The 19,124-nt window shown below is 47.6% G+C and carries 3 protein-coding genes; all 3 read right to left on the reverse strand.

The features are described from left to right. Positions 1-27: 27 nt before the first annotated feature. Positions 28-8,556, reverse strand: coding sequence for an ESPR-type extended signal peptide-containing protein (locus NDN13_RS11400; protein ID WP_251115540.1), 8,529 nt, complete (start codon positions 8,554-8,556; stop codon positions 28-30). A 437-nt stretch (positions 8,557-8,993) separates the two neighbouring features. Next, on the reverse strand, positions 8,994-9,794 hold the full coding sequence (gene tpgA, locus NDN13_RS11405; RefSeq protein WP_251115541.1) for a trimeric autotransporter adhesin/peptidogylcan-associated protein TpgA: 801 nt from the start codon (positions 9,792-9,794) through the stop codon (positions 8,994-8,996). A 62-nt stretch (positions 9,795-9,856) separates the two neighbouring features. Beyond that, complete coding sequence (locus NDN13_RS11410; protein ID WP_251115542.1) at positions 9,857-19,084, reverse strand: ESPR-type extended signal peptide-containing protein; 9,228 nt, start codon at positions 19,082-19,084, stop codon at positions 9,857-9,859. Positions 19,085-19,124 lie beyond the last annotated feature (40 nt).

Genomic DNA, 19,124 nt, shown 5'->3' on the forward strand with positions numbered 1-19,124 from the left:
ACCGAAATGGTTCCCCCTAAATTCAAATCAATCAAATACGCCGCTTAGACCAACACGGAAACTTGGATCACCCTGTGAGGCTGTTGCCACGCCTGTTGTGAGCGACCAACGCCCATTATCTGCTGTCTTACGAAGTGTGAGGCCCACTGCATTTTCACCACCGTGATAAGCAGCCCCAACCGCATAAGTATATTTCCCTGAAATATACGGCGCGGTTTCCAGTGCCATCGCTGCGGCAACCCCAGCATTCGCCATTTTTTTGACATCATCAATCCGTTGATTGGTGTCGTAGAATGCTTGCTGCATTTGATCACCGAGGTTCGTGATTCGATCACCCAAGGCCTGATCAGCATTGTTTAAAGCATTGAGCGCATCTCCCACATTGTTATGTGTGTTACCGCCAACCTGATAACTTGGTGCGGTCCAACCTGTACTTGGATCATAGCCCGCGCCGCCACCGAAGGCCTTGCCCACATTTTCATAAGATTGATGCAATTGGCTACCGTTAATCGCATCTTTTGAATCTGCTGCAATTGCACCGTCAGCCACAGCTGTAACTTTCTGATTTCCAGCATTCACCCCTCCTTTGGTCATGCTTGGTCCTCCCGTGATACGAACACCATCTGCGGCAATGGTCGTACCTCCAGCGCCACCCACATTGACTTGGTTGGCAGCGGTCACACTATCAACCTGAATGTCTTTGGCTAAACCGACTTCAAAGTCCTTACTGCCATCATCTTTGGTGGTTGGCGTGACTAAAATATTGCCATCTTTATTGCTCACCGTCGATTTGGCTGCTGCAGCCGCACCTCGAACAGAGTTGATCGCATCATCAATGTTGCTTTCACCCGTACCACCCACATTACTGGTCGTAATTGAGCCGTCTGGATTCACTTTGGCATTACCACCGACCACGTTTTTCACGCTGTCAGCAACACCATGCAATTGACCACCGTTGATGGCCTCTTTAGAACCTACCGCGACCGTACCATCGGCAACACCCGTGACTTTGTTATCACCGGCATCAATGCCGTCTTTAGTCACGCTTGGGCCACCCGCAATGGTTAAACCATCGCCATTGATGACCGTATCACCCGCAGTCACGCTATCGACTTTAACGTCCTTCGATAAGCCAACTTCATAATCCGTACTGCCATCTGCATTTTGACGACTACTTACAGTGACATTTTCATCGCCAGCCGCTTTACTTACTGTGGTTTTGGCCTCTTGTGCAGCTTTACCCACAGCACCAATTGCATCATTGATGTCGTCTTTACCCGTTCCGCCAATGTTGCTCGTGCTAATGCTGCCATCAGGATTCACCGTGGTATCTCCACCAATCGCTCCTGCAACACTATCCGCAACACCTTTTAATTGGCTGCCATTAATCGCATCTTGTGAATCAGTTGCAATACGTCCTGCTGCAACGCCTCGGATTAGCGTATTACCCGCATCAATACCAGCAGCACTGATACTTGGCCCAAGGTTATTGCCAGTTGCATCGATAAAGCCAATGCCAGTTTGATTGATGACTGTGCCATTCCCTGCCTGATCTTTCAGGGAGATCCCCTTAGCACCATAATCAGCTTGATTACCCTCAGCATCTTTAACTTGTGTTCCAGTTGCGTTTAGGACAGTTTCGTTTCCGTCAGCATCTGTTGAGGTAACACTGTCAAATTTCACATCTTTTGCAGTGGCAACTTCATAGTTGGTGCTACCATCAGCATTCTTGGTTTGCGTCACCAGCATATTGTCACCTTCGGTCACCGTGGTTTTGGCTGCAACGGCCTGACCACGAACCGAGTCAATTGCATCATGGATGTTATTTTCACCCGTATTCCCCACATTGCTGGTCGTTACTGATCCATTTGGATTCAATACAGTTTCACCACCAATTGAGTTTTTGACACTGTCTGCAATAGCATGGATTTGACCACCATTAATCGCTTCGGTTGAACCTGCGGCAATCGTGCCATCTGCTACACCATTGATCTTGCCTGTTGCGCCATCAATGTTGACGTCACCCACTTGGACTGAATCAAAGGACACATCATCTTTGGTCGCAACGTTGTAGATGTCTTGCCCATCAGCACCTGTCGTTTTAGTCACTGTGACATTCTTGCCTTCAGTCACTTCCGTTTTAGAGGCTGCGGCTTCACCTTGAATCGCATCGGCAACCGTAGCGTAGCCTTTGTCATTTACTGTGAATGGACCATTGAGTTTGCCACCTGCATTGGTCACACCACCACCCAAGATATCGCCTGTAGACGTGATACTGTCATTGAGCTGACCACCATTGACGGCATCCTTAGAGCCCGCTGCAATTGTGCCATCTGCAATATTGCTGATTTTATTCCCAGCCGCATCAATCCCAGACTTGGTGATGCTTGGACCATCTGCAATGGTTAGTCCATCGCTATTTAGCACCGTGTCACCTGTCGTTACGCTGTCGACTTTCAGGTCTTTATTGAGACCATATTGAATGGTGTTACCTTCTTTGCTTACCGTCAGATTTTCTTCACCTGCAACTGTACCAATATCAACCGTGTCACCTGCTTTAATTGCAGCTTGGTCTGCACCATTACTTTGCAGATTCCAACCTTTATCCAAGGCATTAATGGCATCACCCACATTGTTACTTGCTACCCCATTGACGTTATAGCTTGGTGCTGTGACTGTGCCATCTGGATTGACTACCGAACCACCGCCTAAAGCATTCGACACACTCTGCGCTGTGCCTGCCAACTGACTACCATTGATGACATCAGTTGAAGTTGGATTGACATCACCTGCTGCAACACCACTGATCTTGCCCGTGGTTCCATCAATCGTGACATCACCCACTGCGACATTGTTAAACTCAACATTATCTGCGGTTGCAACGTTATAGATGTCTTGCCCATCTGCACCCGTTATTTTAGTCACCGTGATATTCTTGCCTTCGGTTACTTCAGTTTTAGATGCCGCAGCCTGACCACGTACAGAATCAATCGCATCATGAATGTTACTTTGACCAGTATTACCCACATTGTTGGTTGTCACCGAACCATCTGGATTTAAAGTCGTTTCACCGCCAATTGCATTTCTGACGCCTTCCGCAACAGTCTGCAACTGACTGCCATTAATGGCTTCAGTAGAAGTTGCACTGACTTCACCTGCTGCAACACCACTAATCTTGCCCGTCGTGCCATCTATAGACACCCCAGTTGGGCCACCTACTGTCACATTATTGAAATCAACATCGTCATCTGTGGCAACGTTATAAATGTCTTGTCCATCTGCACCTGTCGTTTTAGTCACCGTGATATTCTTGCCTTCGGTCACTTCGGTTTTTGATGCCGCAGCCGCTGAATCTAATTGATCCTTGTTCACTGCATCTGTACCCGCTGTGCCTGGTGCAACATTACTGATTTTATTACCCGCAACATCAATGCCTGCTTTGGTGATACTTGGGCCACCAGCAATGGTCACACCATCGGTATTAAGCACGGCATCACCCGCAGTCACGCGATCTACTTTCAGGTCTTTGTTGAGACCATATTGAATGGTATTCCCATCTTTGGTCACAGTCAGATTTTCTTCGCCATCCACCGTGCCGATATCAACTGTATCTCCCGTTTTGACTGCACCTACATTGGCACCATTACTTTGTAGATTCCAGCCTTTATCTAACTGGCTAATAGCATCGCCAACATTACTCACCGTTGTTCCATTAATATCATAACTTGGGGCTGTGACCGTGCCATCTGGATTCACCACTGAACCGCCACCCAAAGCATCGGATACACTCTGCGCTGTACCTGCCAATTGGCTACCATTAATTACATCAGTCGAAGTTGGATTTACATCACCCGCAGTTACCCCACTGATCTTGCCTGTGGTTCCATCAATATTCACATCACCCACTGTGACATTGTTAAACTCAACATTATCCGCAGTTGCAACGTTGTAAATGTCCTGTCCATCTGCACCTGTGGTTTTAGTCACCGTGATATTCTTGCCTTCGGTCACTTCGGTTTTTGATGCCGCAGCCGCTGAATCTAATTGATCCTTGTTCACTGCATCGGTACCCGCTGTGCCTGGTGCAACATTACTGATTTTGTTACCCGCAACATCAATACCTGCTTTGGTGATGCTTGGGCCACCAGTAATGGTCACACCATCGGTATTAAGCACGGTATCACCCGCAGTCACGCGATCTACTTTCAGGTCTTTGTTGAGACCATATTGAATGGTATTGCCATCTTTGGTCACAGTTAGATTTTCTTCACCTGCAACTGTACCGATATCAACCGTATCACCTGCTTTGACTGCACCTGCATTGGCAACATTGCTTTGCAAATTCCAACCTTTATCCAACTCAGTCAAGGCAGCACCCACATTGGTCATGGTGTTGCCGTTGATCTCATAGCTTGGCGCAGTCACTGTTCCATCTGGATTCACCACTGAACCACCGCCCAATGCATCGGATACACTCTGCGCTGTACCTGCCAATTGGCTACCATTGATTGCTTCATCTGAGGTTGCACTGACTTCGCCCGCAGTTACACCACTGATCTTGCCCGTAGTGCCATCAATCGTGACATCACCCACTTGGGCTGAATCAAAATCCACATCGCGCGCTGTCGCAACTTCATAATTCGTACTGCCATCAGCATTGGTCGATTCGGTTACAACAATATTGTCACCTTCGCTAACCGTTGTTTTTGCTGCTGTAGCCGTTCCTCTAATCGAATTAATCGCATCATGGATATTATTTTGCCCCGTATTCCCAACATTGCTAGTGCTAATTGAACCATCAGGGTTTAAAGTTGTTTCCCCTCCAATTGAATTCCTCACACTATCCGCCACACCATGTAGTTGGCCACCATTAACTGCTTCGCGTGAACCTGTTGCAATTGCACCATCGGCAAGGTTGGTAATTTTGTTACCTGCGGCGTTTATGCCAGACTTGGTGATGCTTGGGCCATTGCTAATGGTCACACCATTGTCGTTAATGACAGTGTCACCCGCAGTCACGCTGTCCACTTTCAGGTCTTTGTTGAGACCATATTGAATGATATTACCATCTTTAGTCACAGTTAGATTTTCTTCACCATTGACCGTACCGATATCAACGGTATCACCTGCTTTGACTGCACCGGCATTGGCACCATTGCTCTGTAAGTTCCAGCCTTTATCCAACTCAGTCAAGGCAGCACCCACATTGGTCATGGTGTTACCGTTGATCTCATAGCTTGGCGCCGTCACGGTTCCATCTGGATTCACCACCGAACCGCCACCCAAAGCATCCGATACACTCTTGGCTGTACCTGCCAATTGGCTACCATTGATTGCTTCATCTGAGGTTGCACTGACTTCGCCCGCAGTTACACCACTGATCTTGCCCGTAGTGCCATCAATCGTGACATCACCGACTGCGACATTGTTAAAGTCAACATTATCTGCAGTTGCAACGTTATAGATGTCTTGTCCATCTGCTCCCGTGGTTTTAGAAACGGTGATGTTCTTGCCTTGGGTGACTTCGGTTTTGGCTGCTGCCGCGGCATCATCGAGCTGACCTTTATTGACGGCGTCGCTATCATTCACGCCTGCACCGACATTGCTAATTGGGTTACCCGCCGCATTAATCCCTGACTTGGTGATACTTGGGCCATTGGTAATGGTCACACCATTATCATTCACTAAGGTGTCGCCAGCCCGTACACTATCAACGCGAAGGTTTTTATTGAGACCAAATTGAATGGTATTCCCGTCTTTGGTCACAGTCAGGTTTTCTTCACCATTGACTGTACCGATATCAACCGTATCACCTGCTTTGACTGCACCTGCATTAGCACCATTGCTCTGTAAGTTCCAACCTTTATCCAACTCAGTCAAGGCAGCACCCACATTGGTCATGGTGTTGCCGTTGATCTCATAGCTTGGCGCAGTCACAGTGCCATCTGGATTCACTACTGAACCACCACCCAAAGCATCCGATACACTCTTGGCTGTACCTGCCAATTGGCTACCATTAATGGCTTCAGTAGAAGTTGCACTCACATCACCCGCAGTTACACCACTGATCTTGCCCGTAGTTGCATCAATCCTGACATCACCGACTGCGACATTGTTAAACTCAACGTTATCTGCAGTTGCGACTTGATAATTGGTACTGCCATCTGCATTGCTTGATTCTGTGACCGTGATATTTTTACCTTCACTCACGGTGTTTTTACCTGCTGCGGTGGCTGCATCTAACTGGCTTTTATTCACCGCATCTGTACCAGCAACCCCTGCACCGACATTACTGATCTGATTACCCGCAGCATTGATGCCTGATTTGGTGATACTTGGGCCATTACTAATGCTTACACCGTCAGTGTTAATCACCGTATCGCCCGCAGTCACACTGTCCACTTTTAAGTCTTTGTTGAGACCATATTGGATGGTGTTGCCGTTCTTAGTGACTGTGAGATTTTCTTCGCCTGCAACGGTTCCGATATCAACTGTGTCGCCTGCCTTAATAGCATCTGCGCCAGCACCATTTGTTTGTAAATTCCAACCTTGATCCAAAGCTTCTATCGCAGCACCGACATTATTGATTGGAGTATCATTCACAATATAGCTTGGTGCGGTTATAGAACCATCTGGATTGACGGTTGAACCACCACCCAAATGATTTGCGGTTGACTCAGCCAAATTGCCTAAAGCCTGTTGGGTTGAATAAAGCTGTGAACCATTGATTGCATCGGTACTGCTTTCGCTGACACGACCTGCCGCAACATTGGTGATTTGGCGCTCGTTACCCTCACTACCAACACTGGCCACACTGCTCGGACTAGTGCCTGCATAGTTATAAGTAACTCCACCCACTGTACCATTCGAAGTTGGATTGGCTGCTGAAGTGACCGAACCTGCACCCAATGCCACATCATCTGCATTGCTTGCCACGGCATTGGAACCCAGTGCTACACCTCGGCTTGCCTGTGCATTAGCGGTATCACCCAAAGCGATCGCACCTGCCACTGCCGCCCTAGATGTACTACCAAGGGCTATAGAACCCTGACCAATCGCTTGATTAGTATTACCAATTGCCACTGCGCCACTTGCCGCAGCCGTCCCCCCAATATTGCCCGCCGCTGTGTTGTCTTTCCCCAGCGCAACCGCACCGTCACCATTTGCGGTGTTTGGGTCACCGATGGCCACCGCACCATCACCTGTTGCGGTTTGAGCACGGCCAATCGCAACTGCACCACCATCAGCGGTTGCTGAGTTAGCTATTGTGCCATCTGAACCAATGGAAATGTTTTGGCCCGTTGCACCCGTGGTTACATCATTACCCACCGCAATGTTTTTACCCCCCGTACCCGTTGCTGTAGTTGCATCACTTCCTATCGCAATATCAGCAAAACTTCTCGCCTTCGAAAGATGACCAACTGCTACTGATTCTTCTGCAGTTGCCTCAGCTAAAGTCCCCACGGCTGCAGCATAACGAGAAGTTGCTTGCGCACCATTTCCCACTGCAAGTGTTTCATCTGCAGTCGCTTTTGAATAATTCCCCAAAGCCACTGCACCAGCACCATCCGCTCTGGAATTAGAACCAAATGCGCTTGACTCCCAATCCTCACCATCTTTGACTCTCCCAGCAGCATAGGAGTTTATCCCTACAGCCACCGCCCCCACTGTGATCGCCTGAGAACCAAAACCCAGTGCGGTGGCGCCACGAGCAGTCGCTGCGGCTTGATTTCCCAAGGCTGTTGCCGCCTGTCCACTGGTGACCGAGTTTGCACCAATAGCAGTAGACTCTGCACCTGCGGCCGAAGCGTTGCTCCCCAATGAACTGGCAGACAGACCACTCGATTGTGCATTCTGTCCGACGGATGTCGAGCCCAAACCAGATGCGGCACTAAATGCTCCAACAGACACACTATTTTGACCATTCCCTGCAGCACGTCGACCTATCGCAATCGAACTATTTCCCAGTGCCTCAGCATAACCACCAAGGGCGATACCAAAATTTTGTCCAGTCGCTTTCGCATCATTCCCAATGGCAATTGAACCTGCGACCTGTGTCTGCGCATTTTTACCAATGGCAATCTGTCCGCCACCATTAAGTGGAGTTCCATCACCTGTCGGAGACTGTACATTCCCAGTGTAAGCATTTGTACCAAGCGTAATATTATCTGAACCACGACTGGTGGCTCTATAACCTTGAGAAACACTACCATGCCCCGCAGCACAAGAACCTGCTCCAATCGCTACACTATTATTCGATTTAGAGCCACTTCCGACAACACCACCTGCATTACAATTCTGGTAGGTACTTCCACCACCTGCTTCATAACCTGCAAACACGTGACTACTATAAAAAATTGAACCCATCATCGTCGCCAATATGACTGGCGTTAGATAAGGTTTTGTATAAAGAGAATCTGTATTTACGGGAGGGTTAAGAGCTGCTGTTACATTCGCAGAAACGTTACGTTTTTTCGTTGTGCCGCGTGCAAGTTCTGAAACAACCGTCCATAAACCTAAATATTTATTCCAAACTAAGCGATATATTTTATTCATGATCCAGTGCCTTTATTATTAATCAAGCACTATTTAATTTAGAGAATAAAATAAGAGACCATTTAACAGTTGCATCCAAAAATTTAACATTTAAGTTGCTTTTTTTGTAAGTTATAAAATCAAACCAAAAAACAGACAAACATTAACATTACAGGAGTTTTTTATAAACAGAATAGGCAGACAATATTTACAATTGAAACACTTTATAAATAGAAACAGTTAAAGAAAATATAATATTTGCTTTTGTAAATTTAATTTATCACCAACACATTACCTTAATCAATTTCAATTTAAAACACGATGCTATAAAACTAAATATTCAAATGTGATACGAATAATCATTTCTTATTTTAAGTATTCAACATTATTTATTCAATAAACACTGATATAAAAACAGAGCAAACTAAAAATCGTTTGCTCTGTTGATTAAGTTGAACTTACCATTGAATATTCACACGGCGGTTTGGCGCTAGACATTGAACCAATTGGGTATTACGTGCTTGACCAGAACACTCCTGATAAACACTGGTTCCACCACTCACCTGCAATTGAATACGACTCGGATCCACACCTTGCTGTACCAAAAGCTGCGCCACGGTATTGGCACGGCGTGAAGATAAATCTTGGTTATAGCCAAACTTACCTAAGCGATCAGCATAGCCCGAGATAATGACTGGATTTTTGGATTGTTGAATGGCACTGGCCATACTGCCAATATTCGCTGAACCCGCTTCAATCGCATTGGCATCAGAACGGTCGAACGCAAAAAATACCGTCCCTGATTGAGCTGCCGTTTGAATCGGTGCAGGCAATACGGCTGGAACAGCGTTATTCACGCCCCAAGTCATCAAACCTTGACACTCCTCACCTTTCCAAGACAAACGATTGGCAAGGTATTTCTTATCAAAATCAATGCGTAACTGACAACGTTTATAATCCTGTGTATTCGGTACACGGATATCTAAAACATAGTTCCATGTTTTCACCGCAAAAACACCTTCACTAAAGTGTGGATTGCCGAGAATATGACGGAATTGGTCTTTGTTCATACCGACATCTAAACGGGCAACATCGTTATATTCATAACGTTTCACCAGTTTTAGGTAACTTCTGTTCACCTCGGGAAAAGTCACCTCTTGAGTTGTTTCCAGTTCGACTTCGGCTTGGGTTTCTTCTGCATAACTCTGAAATGCCATGCCTGCAAATGCAATCACCATGAAAGCTTGAATCTTTTTCATATCCGTTCTCACTTAATTATTGTTTGAAGAAAGGAGAGCCAAAACGGCTCTCCTCAAAAGACTTAATCAATGATGGTGCTGACACCAACGCGAACAAGTGGACTATTGCCTTGGCTTCCCATTGCCGCCCCCGTCGTGAGTGACCAACGGCCATTGTCGGCTGTTTTACGGAAAGTCACACCAATCGCACTTTGATCGTTGTAATATGCCGCCCCTGCCGCCATGGTGACCTTACCAGGAACAAATGGCGCATTTTCAAGTGCAGCAGTTGCAGCAATACCTGCAGACATTTTGTCTTCCAGCTTATCCATACGCTTGTTGGTATCGTAGAAGGCTTGTTGTAACTGATCACCAAGATTGGTCACACGGTTATCCACTGCACCTAAGGCATCACCAACGTTGTCATATTTTCCGCCAGCAACCTCATAGCTTGGCCCTTTCCAGCCTGTGCTTGGGTCGTAACCCGCGCCGCCACCAAGCGCCTTGCCAACATCTTCATAAGAACGATGTAACTGCCCACCATTGATGCCATCTTGAGAACCGCTGGCAATCGCACCATCGGCAACACCTGTGACTTTCTTGCCACCCGCATTGATGCCTTCTTTGGTCATGCTTGGCCCATCAACGATACGCACGCCATCAGCAGCAATTGTGGTTCCACCAGCACCGCCCACATTGACCTGATTAGCATTGACATCCTTAGCCGTGACACTGTCTACGGTAATGTCTTTGGCTAGACCGACTTCAAAGTCCTTACTGCCATCATCTTTGGCGGTTGGCGTGACTAAAATATTGCCATCTTTATTGCTGACCGTCGATTTGGCTGCTGCAGCCGCACCTCGAACAGAGTTGATCGCATCATCAATGTTGCTTTCACCCGTACCACCCACATTACTGGTCGTAATTGAGCCATCTGGATTCACTTTGGCATTACCACCGACCACGTTTTTCACGCTGTCAGCAACACCATGCAATTGACCACCGTTGATCGCATCTTTAGAACCTGCCGCGACCGTACCATCGGCAACACCCGTGACTTTGTTATCACCTGCATCAATGCCGTCTTTTGTCACGCTTGGACCACCCGCAATGGTTAAACCATCGCCATTGATGACCGTATCACCCGCAGTCACGCTATCGACTTTAATATCCTTCGATAGGCCAACTTCAAAGTCTGTACCACCTTCAGCATTTGGACGACTTCTAACTGTGACATTTTCGTCGCCAGCCGCTTTACTTACCGTGGTTTTGGCCTCTTGTGCGGCTTTACCCACAGCACCAATTGCATCATTGATGTTGTCTTTACCCGTTCCGCCAATGTTGCTTGTGCTAATGCTGCCATCAGGATTCACCGTGGTATCTCCACCAATCGCTCCTGCAACACTATCCGCAACACCTTTTAACTGGCTGCCATTGATTGCATCTTGTGAATCAGTTGCAATACGCCCTGCTGCAACACCTGTAATCACCGTATTGCCTGCATCTATGCCTCTTGCACTGATACGTGGACCAACGCTATTCCCCATCGGGTCAGCGAAACCAAGACCATCCTGACCAAGAATCGTGGTGTTTCCAGCTTGATCTTTTAAGCTCACACCTTTGGCATCCAGAATGGTTTCATTCCCTTCTGCATCTGTTGAGGTAACACTGTCAAATTTCACATCTTTTGCAGTGGCAACCTCATAGTTGGTGCTACCATCAGCATTCTTGGTTTGCGTCACCAGCATATTGTCACCTTCGGTCACCGTGGTTTTGGCTGCAACGGCCTGACCACGAACCGAGTCAATTGCATCATGGATGTTATTTTCACCCGTGTTCCCCACATTGCTGGTCGTTACTGATCCATTTGGATTCAATACAGTTTCACCACCAATTGAGTTTTTGACACTGTCTGCAATAGCATGGATTTGACCACCATTAATCGCTTCAGTGGAACCTGCGGCAATCGTGCCATCTGCTACACCACTAATCTTGCCTGTTGCGCCATCAATGTTGACGTCACCGACTTGGACTGAATCAAAGGACACATCATCTTTGGTCGCAACGTTGTAGATGTCTTGACCATCTGCGCCTGTCGTTTTAGTCACCGTAACATTCTTGCCTTCAGTCACTTCCGTTTTAGAAGCTGCTGCTTCACCTTGAATCGCATCGGCAACCGTATCGTAGCCTTTGCCGCTCACGGTAAATGGACCATTCAACTTGCCGCCTTCATTGGTTACGCCACCGCCCAAGATATCGCCTGTAGATGTGATGCTGTCATTAAGCTGACCACCATTGATTGCATCTTTTGAACCTGAGGCAATCGTGCCATCGGCTACACCACTGATTTTGCCTGTTGCGCCATCAATGTTGACGTCACCCACTTGGACTGAATCAAAGGACACGTCATCTTTGGTCGCAACGTTGTAAATATCTTGACCATCTGCACCTGTCGTTTTAGTCACCGTGACATTCTTACCTTCGGTCACTTCCGTTTTAGAGGCTGCGGCTTCACCTTGAATCGCATCGGCAACCGTATCGTAGCCTTTGCCGCTCACAGTAAATGGACCATTCAACTTGCCGCCTTCATTGGTCACGCCACCGCCCAAGATATCGCCTGTTGATGTGATGCTGTCATTGAGCTGACCACCATTGATTGCATCTTTAGAGCCTGCCGCAATCGTGCCATCGGCTACACCACTGATCTTGCCTGTTGCTGCATCAATATTGACGTCACCGACTTGGACTGAATCAAAGTCCACATCACGTGCTGTTGCAACTTCATAGTTGGTGCTGCCATCTGGATTAGTGGATTGCGTCACCACCATATTGTCACCTTCGGTCACCGTGGTTTTGGCTGCAACGGCCTGACCTCGAACTGAGTCAATCGCATCATGGATGTTGTTTTGACCTGTGTTCCCCACGTTGGCCGTTGTGATTGAACCATCTGGATTCAGCGTCGTTTCACCACCAATTGAGTTTTTGACACTGTCCGCAATGCCATGGATTTGACCACCATTAATCGCTTCAGTTGAACCTGCGGCAATCGTGCCATCTGCAACGCCACTGATCTTGCCTGTCGTGCCATCAATGTTGACATCACCGACTTGAACCGAATCAAATGACACATCGTCTGCTGTCGCAACTTCGTAGATGGTTTGTCCATCTGCACCTGTACGGCTTTCTACGGTCATATTCTTGCCCGCTTCAACTTCGGTTTTTGCAGCAGCAGCTTCGCCTTGAATCGCATCGGCAACGGTATCGTAACCTTTACCGCTCACGGTAAATGGACCATTCAGCTTACCGCCTTCATTGGTCACACCACCGCCTAAGATATCGCCTGTTGACGTGATGCTGTCATTGAGTTGTCCGCCATTGACCGCATCTTTAGAGCCTGCTGCGATCGTGCCATCTGCTACACCACTGATCTTGCCTGTTGCGCCATCAATGTTGACGTCACCGACTTGGACTGAATCAAAGTCCACATCGCGTGCTGTTGCAACTTCATAGTTGGTGCTGCCATCTGGATTAGTGGATTGCGTCACCACCATATTGTCGCCTTCGGTCACCGTGGTTTTAGCTGCAACGGCCTGACCTCGAACTGAGTCAATCGCATCATGGATGTTGTTTTGACCTGTGTTCCCCACGTTGGCCGTTGTGATTGAACCATCTGGATTCAACGTCGTTTCACCACCAATTGAGTTTTTGACACTGTCTGCAATGCCATGGATTTGACCACCATTAATCGCTTCAGTTGAACCTGCGGCAATTGTGCCATCTGCGACGCCGCTGATCTTACCTGTCGTGCCATCAATGTTGACATCACCCACTTGGACTGAATCAAATGACACATCGTCTGCGGTTGCAACTTCGTAGATGGTTTGTCCATCTGCACCTGTACGGCTTTCCACGGTCATGTTCTTGCCCGCTTCAACTTCGGTTTTCGCTGCTGCTGCTTCAGCTTGAATTGCATCGGCAACCGTATCGTAACCTTTACCGCTCACGGTAAATGGACCATTCAGCTTACCGCCTTCATTGGTCACACCACCGCCTAAGATATCGCCTGTTGACGTGATGCTGTCATTGAGTTGTCCGCCATTGATCGCATCTTTAGAGCCTGCTGCAACCGTACCATCTGCAACATTGGTCAATTTAGAACCGCCTGCATCAATACCAGTACGATCAACACGAGGTCCTGTCGGATTACCTGCTGCATCGGTAAAACCTAATCCCGTACTGTTAATAAGGGTGGTATCGCCTTGTGCGTTTTTAACCGTGGTTCCACTTGCAGTAATCGCTGTATTATTGCCTTGTGCATCTTTAACAACAGTACCACCAGCAACAATCGAACTGCTATTACCCACTGCATCCGTTACGGTTACGCCACTGGTATCTAAACGGGTATCACCTGCTGTCACACTATTCACTTTCAGATCTTTGTTGAGACCGTACTGAATCGTGTTGCCATCTTTGCTCACCGTCAGGTTTTCTTCGCCTGCAACTGTGCCAATATCAACCGTATCGCCAGCTTTCACTGCACCTGTATTGGCACCATTGCTTTGCAAGTTCCAGCCTTTGTCCAATTCTGAAATCGCAGCGCCAACATTACGAACTGTTTCTCCATTGACTTCATAGCTTGGTGCTGTGACTGTGCCATCTGGATTCACTACCGAACCGCCACCTAAAGCATCGGATACGCTCTTGGCTGTACCTGCCAATTGGCTACCATTAATGACTTCATCGGAAGTCTCACTGACTTCGCCCGCAGTTACACCACTAATCTTGCCTGTCGCCCCATCAATGTTCACATCGCCCACTTGGACTGAATCAAATGAAACATCATCAGCTGTCGCAACTTCGTAGATGGTCTGACCATCTGTACCTGTACGGCTTTCTACGGTCATGTTCTTGCCCGCTTCAACCTCAGTTTTCGCAGCAACTGCGGTCCCACGTACAGAGTTGATCGCGTCATGGATATTATCTTGACCCGTATTTCCGACATTAGCCGTAGTGATCGAACCATCTGGATTCAGCGTTGTTTCACCTCCAATCGAGTTTTTGACACTATCCGCAATGCCATGGATTTGACCGCCATTAACCGCTTCGGTTGAACCTGCGGCAATCGTGCCAGCTGTAACGCCACTAATCTTGCCTGTCGACCCATCAATGTTCACATCGCCCACTTGGACTGAATCAAATGACACATCATCAGCTGTCGCAACTTCGTAGATGGTCTGACCATCTGTACCTGTACGGCTTTCTACGGTCATGTTCTTGCCCGCTTCAACCTCAGTTTTCGCTGCTGCCGCGGCATCATCCAACTGACCTTTGTTCACTGCATCGGTATCATTTACACCTGCACCGACATTGGTAATTGGATTACCTGCTGCATTAATCCCTGACTTGGTGATACTTGGGCCATTAGTAATGGTGACACCATTGTCGTTAATGACGGTATCGCCCGCAGTCACGCTATCCACTTTTAAGTCTTTGTTGAGACCATATTGAATGGTATTGCCTGCTTTAGTCACCGTCAGATTTTCTTCACCATTGACTGTACCGATATCAACCGTATCACCTGCTTTGACTGCTGCACCATTGGCACCATTGCTTTGTAAATTCCAGCCTTTGTCCAGTTCTGAAATCGCTGCGCCAACGTTGTTGCTTTCTACACCATTCACGGTATAGCTTGGTGCGCTGACGGTGCCATCTGGATTCACTACTGAACCACCACCTAAAGCATCAGATACGCTCTTGGCTGTTCCTGCCAATTGGCTACCATTGATCGCTTCATCCGAGGTTGCACTGACTTCGCCCGCAGTTACACCACTGATTTTGCCCGTGGTGCCATCAATCGTGACATCACCTACAGTGACATTGTTAAAGTCAACATTGTCCGCTGTTGCTACGTTATAGATGTCTTGCCCATCTGCTCCCGTGGTTTTAGAAACGGTGATGTTCTTGCCTTGAGTCACTTCGGTCTTCGAGGCTGCAGCAGCTTTATCCAACTGCCCTTTATTCACTGCATCACTTGGTGCTGTGCCATCTGCAACATTACTGATTGTATTCCCTGCTGCATTAATCCCTGACTTGGTGATACTTGGGCCATTAGTAATGGTGACACCGTTGTCGTTAATAACCGTATCGCCCGCAGTCACACTGTCCACTTTTAAGTCTTTGTTGAGACCATATTGAATGGTGTTGCCTGCTTTAGTCACCGTCAGATTTTCTTCACCATTGACTGTACCGATATCAACTGTATCACCTGCTTTGATTGCTGCACCATTGGCACCATTGCTTTGCAAGTTCCAGCCTTTATCCAGTTCTGAAATCGCTGCGCCAACGTTGTTGCTTTCTACACCATTCACGGTATAGCTTGGTGCGCTGACAGTGCCATCTGGATTCACTACTGAACCACCACCTAAAGCATCAGATACGCTCTTGGCTGTTCCTGCCAATTGGCTACCATTGATCGCTTCATCGGATGTTGCACTGACTTCGCCCGCAGTTACACCACTGATCTTGCCCGTGCTGCCATCAATCGTGACATCACCTACAGTGACATTGTTAAAGTCAACATTGTCCGCTGTTGCTACGTTATAGATGTCTTGCCCATCTGCTCCCGTGGTTTTAGAAACGGTGATGTTCTTGCCTTGAGTCACTTCGGTCTTCGAGGCTGCAGCAGCTTTATCCAACTGCCCTTTATTCACTGCATCACTTGGTGCTGTGCCATCTGCAACATTACTGATTGTATTCCCTGCTGCATTAATCCCTGACTTGGTGATACTTGGGCCATTAGTAATGGTGACACCGTTGTCGTTAATAACCGTATCGCCCGCAGTCACACTGTCCACTTTCAGGTCTTTGTTGAGACCATATTGAATCGTGTTGCCATTCTTAGTGACTGTGAGATTTTCTTCACCATCGACCGTACCGATATCAACTATGTCTCCTGCCTTAATGGCATCTGCACCAGCACCATTGCTTTGTAAATTCCAACCCTGATCCAAAGCTTCTATCGCAGCACCCACATTATTGATTGGAGTATCATTCACAATATAGCTTGGTGCGGTTATAGAACCATCTGGATTCACGGTTGAACCACCACCCAAATGATTTGCAGTAGAATCTGCCAGATTACCTAAAGCCTGTTGGGTTGAATAAAGCTGTGAACCATTGATTGCATCTGTACTGCTTTCGCTGACACGACCTGCTGCCACATTGGTGATTTGGCGCTCATTACCTTCACTACCAATACTGACTACACTGCTCGGACTGGTACCTGCATAGTTATAAGTAATATCTCCAACTGTCCCGTTCGCGGTTGGATTGGCTGCTGCAGTAACTGAACCTGAACCCAATGCTACATCATCCGCATTAGTTGCCACGGCATTAGAACCCAGCGCTACACCTCGGCTTGCCTGTGCATTTGCGGTATCACCCAAAGCGATCGCGCCTGCTGCTGCCGCATTGGATGTATTACCGATTGCCACTGAACCTTGACCAATGGCTTGGTTGGTATTACCAATTGCAACTGCTCCACTGGCCAAAGTCGTTGCACCTGTATCCCCAGCGGCAGTATTGTCCTTACCTAAAGCAACCGCACCACTACCACTGGCACGGTTTGGATCACCGATGGCGACTGCACCATCACCATTGGCAACTTGATCTCGGCCAATCGCGACTGCACCACCTGAGGCTGTTTCTGAGTTGGCTGTGGTGCCATCCGAGCCAATGGCAACATTTTTACCAGTTGCCCCTGTGGTTACACCATTCCCCATCGCAATATTATCGCCAGTTGTTCCAGCCGCAGTGGCTGCATTAAAACCGACCGCAATATCACCATTACTTCGTGCTTGAGATTCTGCACCTAATGCCACAGTAAAATCGCTGCTTGCCTGAGCACCCGCACCGATGGCTGTCGCCTCATTACCTATAGCATTTGCTAATGCACCAAAAGCACTTGCCGTCTCACCACTGGCTTTTGCATTTGAACCTGTTACCGTTGCCCCTACACCTGTTGCTTCGGCTGCATTTCCTGTTGCGGTCGCAAAGTCAGCAGTTGCTTTAGCATCATTACCTGTCGCAGTAGAAAAATCACCTGTAGCTTGCGTATCTCCACCAACAGCGACTGAGCCATCACCAGAAGCCTCACTCGACTCACCCATCGCAATTGTATTTTTATTGGTTGCACTCGCCCCATCACCTACAGCTATTGCCGTAAAAATTGTTCCATTTTCTGTGCGTCCTTGTGCTGTTGCATTACGTCCTACAGCAATATCCCGTTCATTGGTTGCAGTACTTTGTCGACCTAACGCAATGGTTTCATTACCTGTTGCTTTAGATCGCGTTCCCATCGCAATCGAGTCAACGCCTGCTGCATTCGGTGCATTATTCGGATCATAGTTTCTAAGACCATCACTACTACCAATCGCAATACCACGTTGTCCACTGGTTGTTGCAGAATATCCGAGTGCAATCCCGCCCGTTGCACCAGTATTGACTGTCGCAGTATTCCCTTGGGCAATCGCATAATCAGCATCGGCATAACTCTGACGTCCAAACGCAATCGCGGTCTGACCTGTGACACGGTTAGCCACACCAATTGCAATGCTGTTGGTACCTACTCCAGTACCATCAGATGTCGCATTAGAGGCATCTACCACTTGGTTACCAATCCCCATTAAAGTATTGTAACCACCTGCACCAGCTGTACTATTCCCCTGTCCGATCAAAACATTATGAAAGTTTGAAGATGTGGTTGAATTATTAGCAGCCCCAACAACAGTTGCTCCTCCTACACCACGAATTGTATTTTGACGGCCTACAGCTGTTGAAGAACTAAATACTCCTCCTTGGTTGCCTGTAGCTACTCCTGTACCATAAGCAACATTACCTGCACCACGGCGATTGACAACACCCTGCTGGTATGCAGCGTTAGTGCCAGCAATATCATTACCACATCCCACCGCTGTACCATTACCACCACTGATAGTTGCTTCATTCACCCCAGTACCACATTGTGATGAAGACGGTGAAATGGCCATGCTTGAACTATTATTTGAAGTCCCGCCCCCAGTATTGACAGCAGCAAAAGCACCTACGCTCCAGAATACTGAACTAATCGTAAGTGCAATTAAGCTAGGTTTAAGCAGAGTTTGTTGATATGTTGCAGCAGATGAGGTGGTCTCTGTTTTTATAGATATATTCGCAGCTACATTACGTTTTTTTGTGACGCCGCGTGCATTTTCAGAAACAACAGTCCATAAATTTAGACTTTTATTCCAGACCAAACGATAAATTTTATTCATAATCAGTACTTCTTAGAGGATTCTAACCCGTACAAATTTA

Origin of the sequence: Acinetobacter sp. C32I (genome assembly GCF_023702715.1) — a bacterium.
Classification (GTDB): Bacteria; Pseudomonadota; Gammaproteobacteria; order Pseudomonadales; family Moraxellaceae; genus Acinetobacter.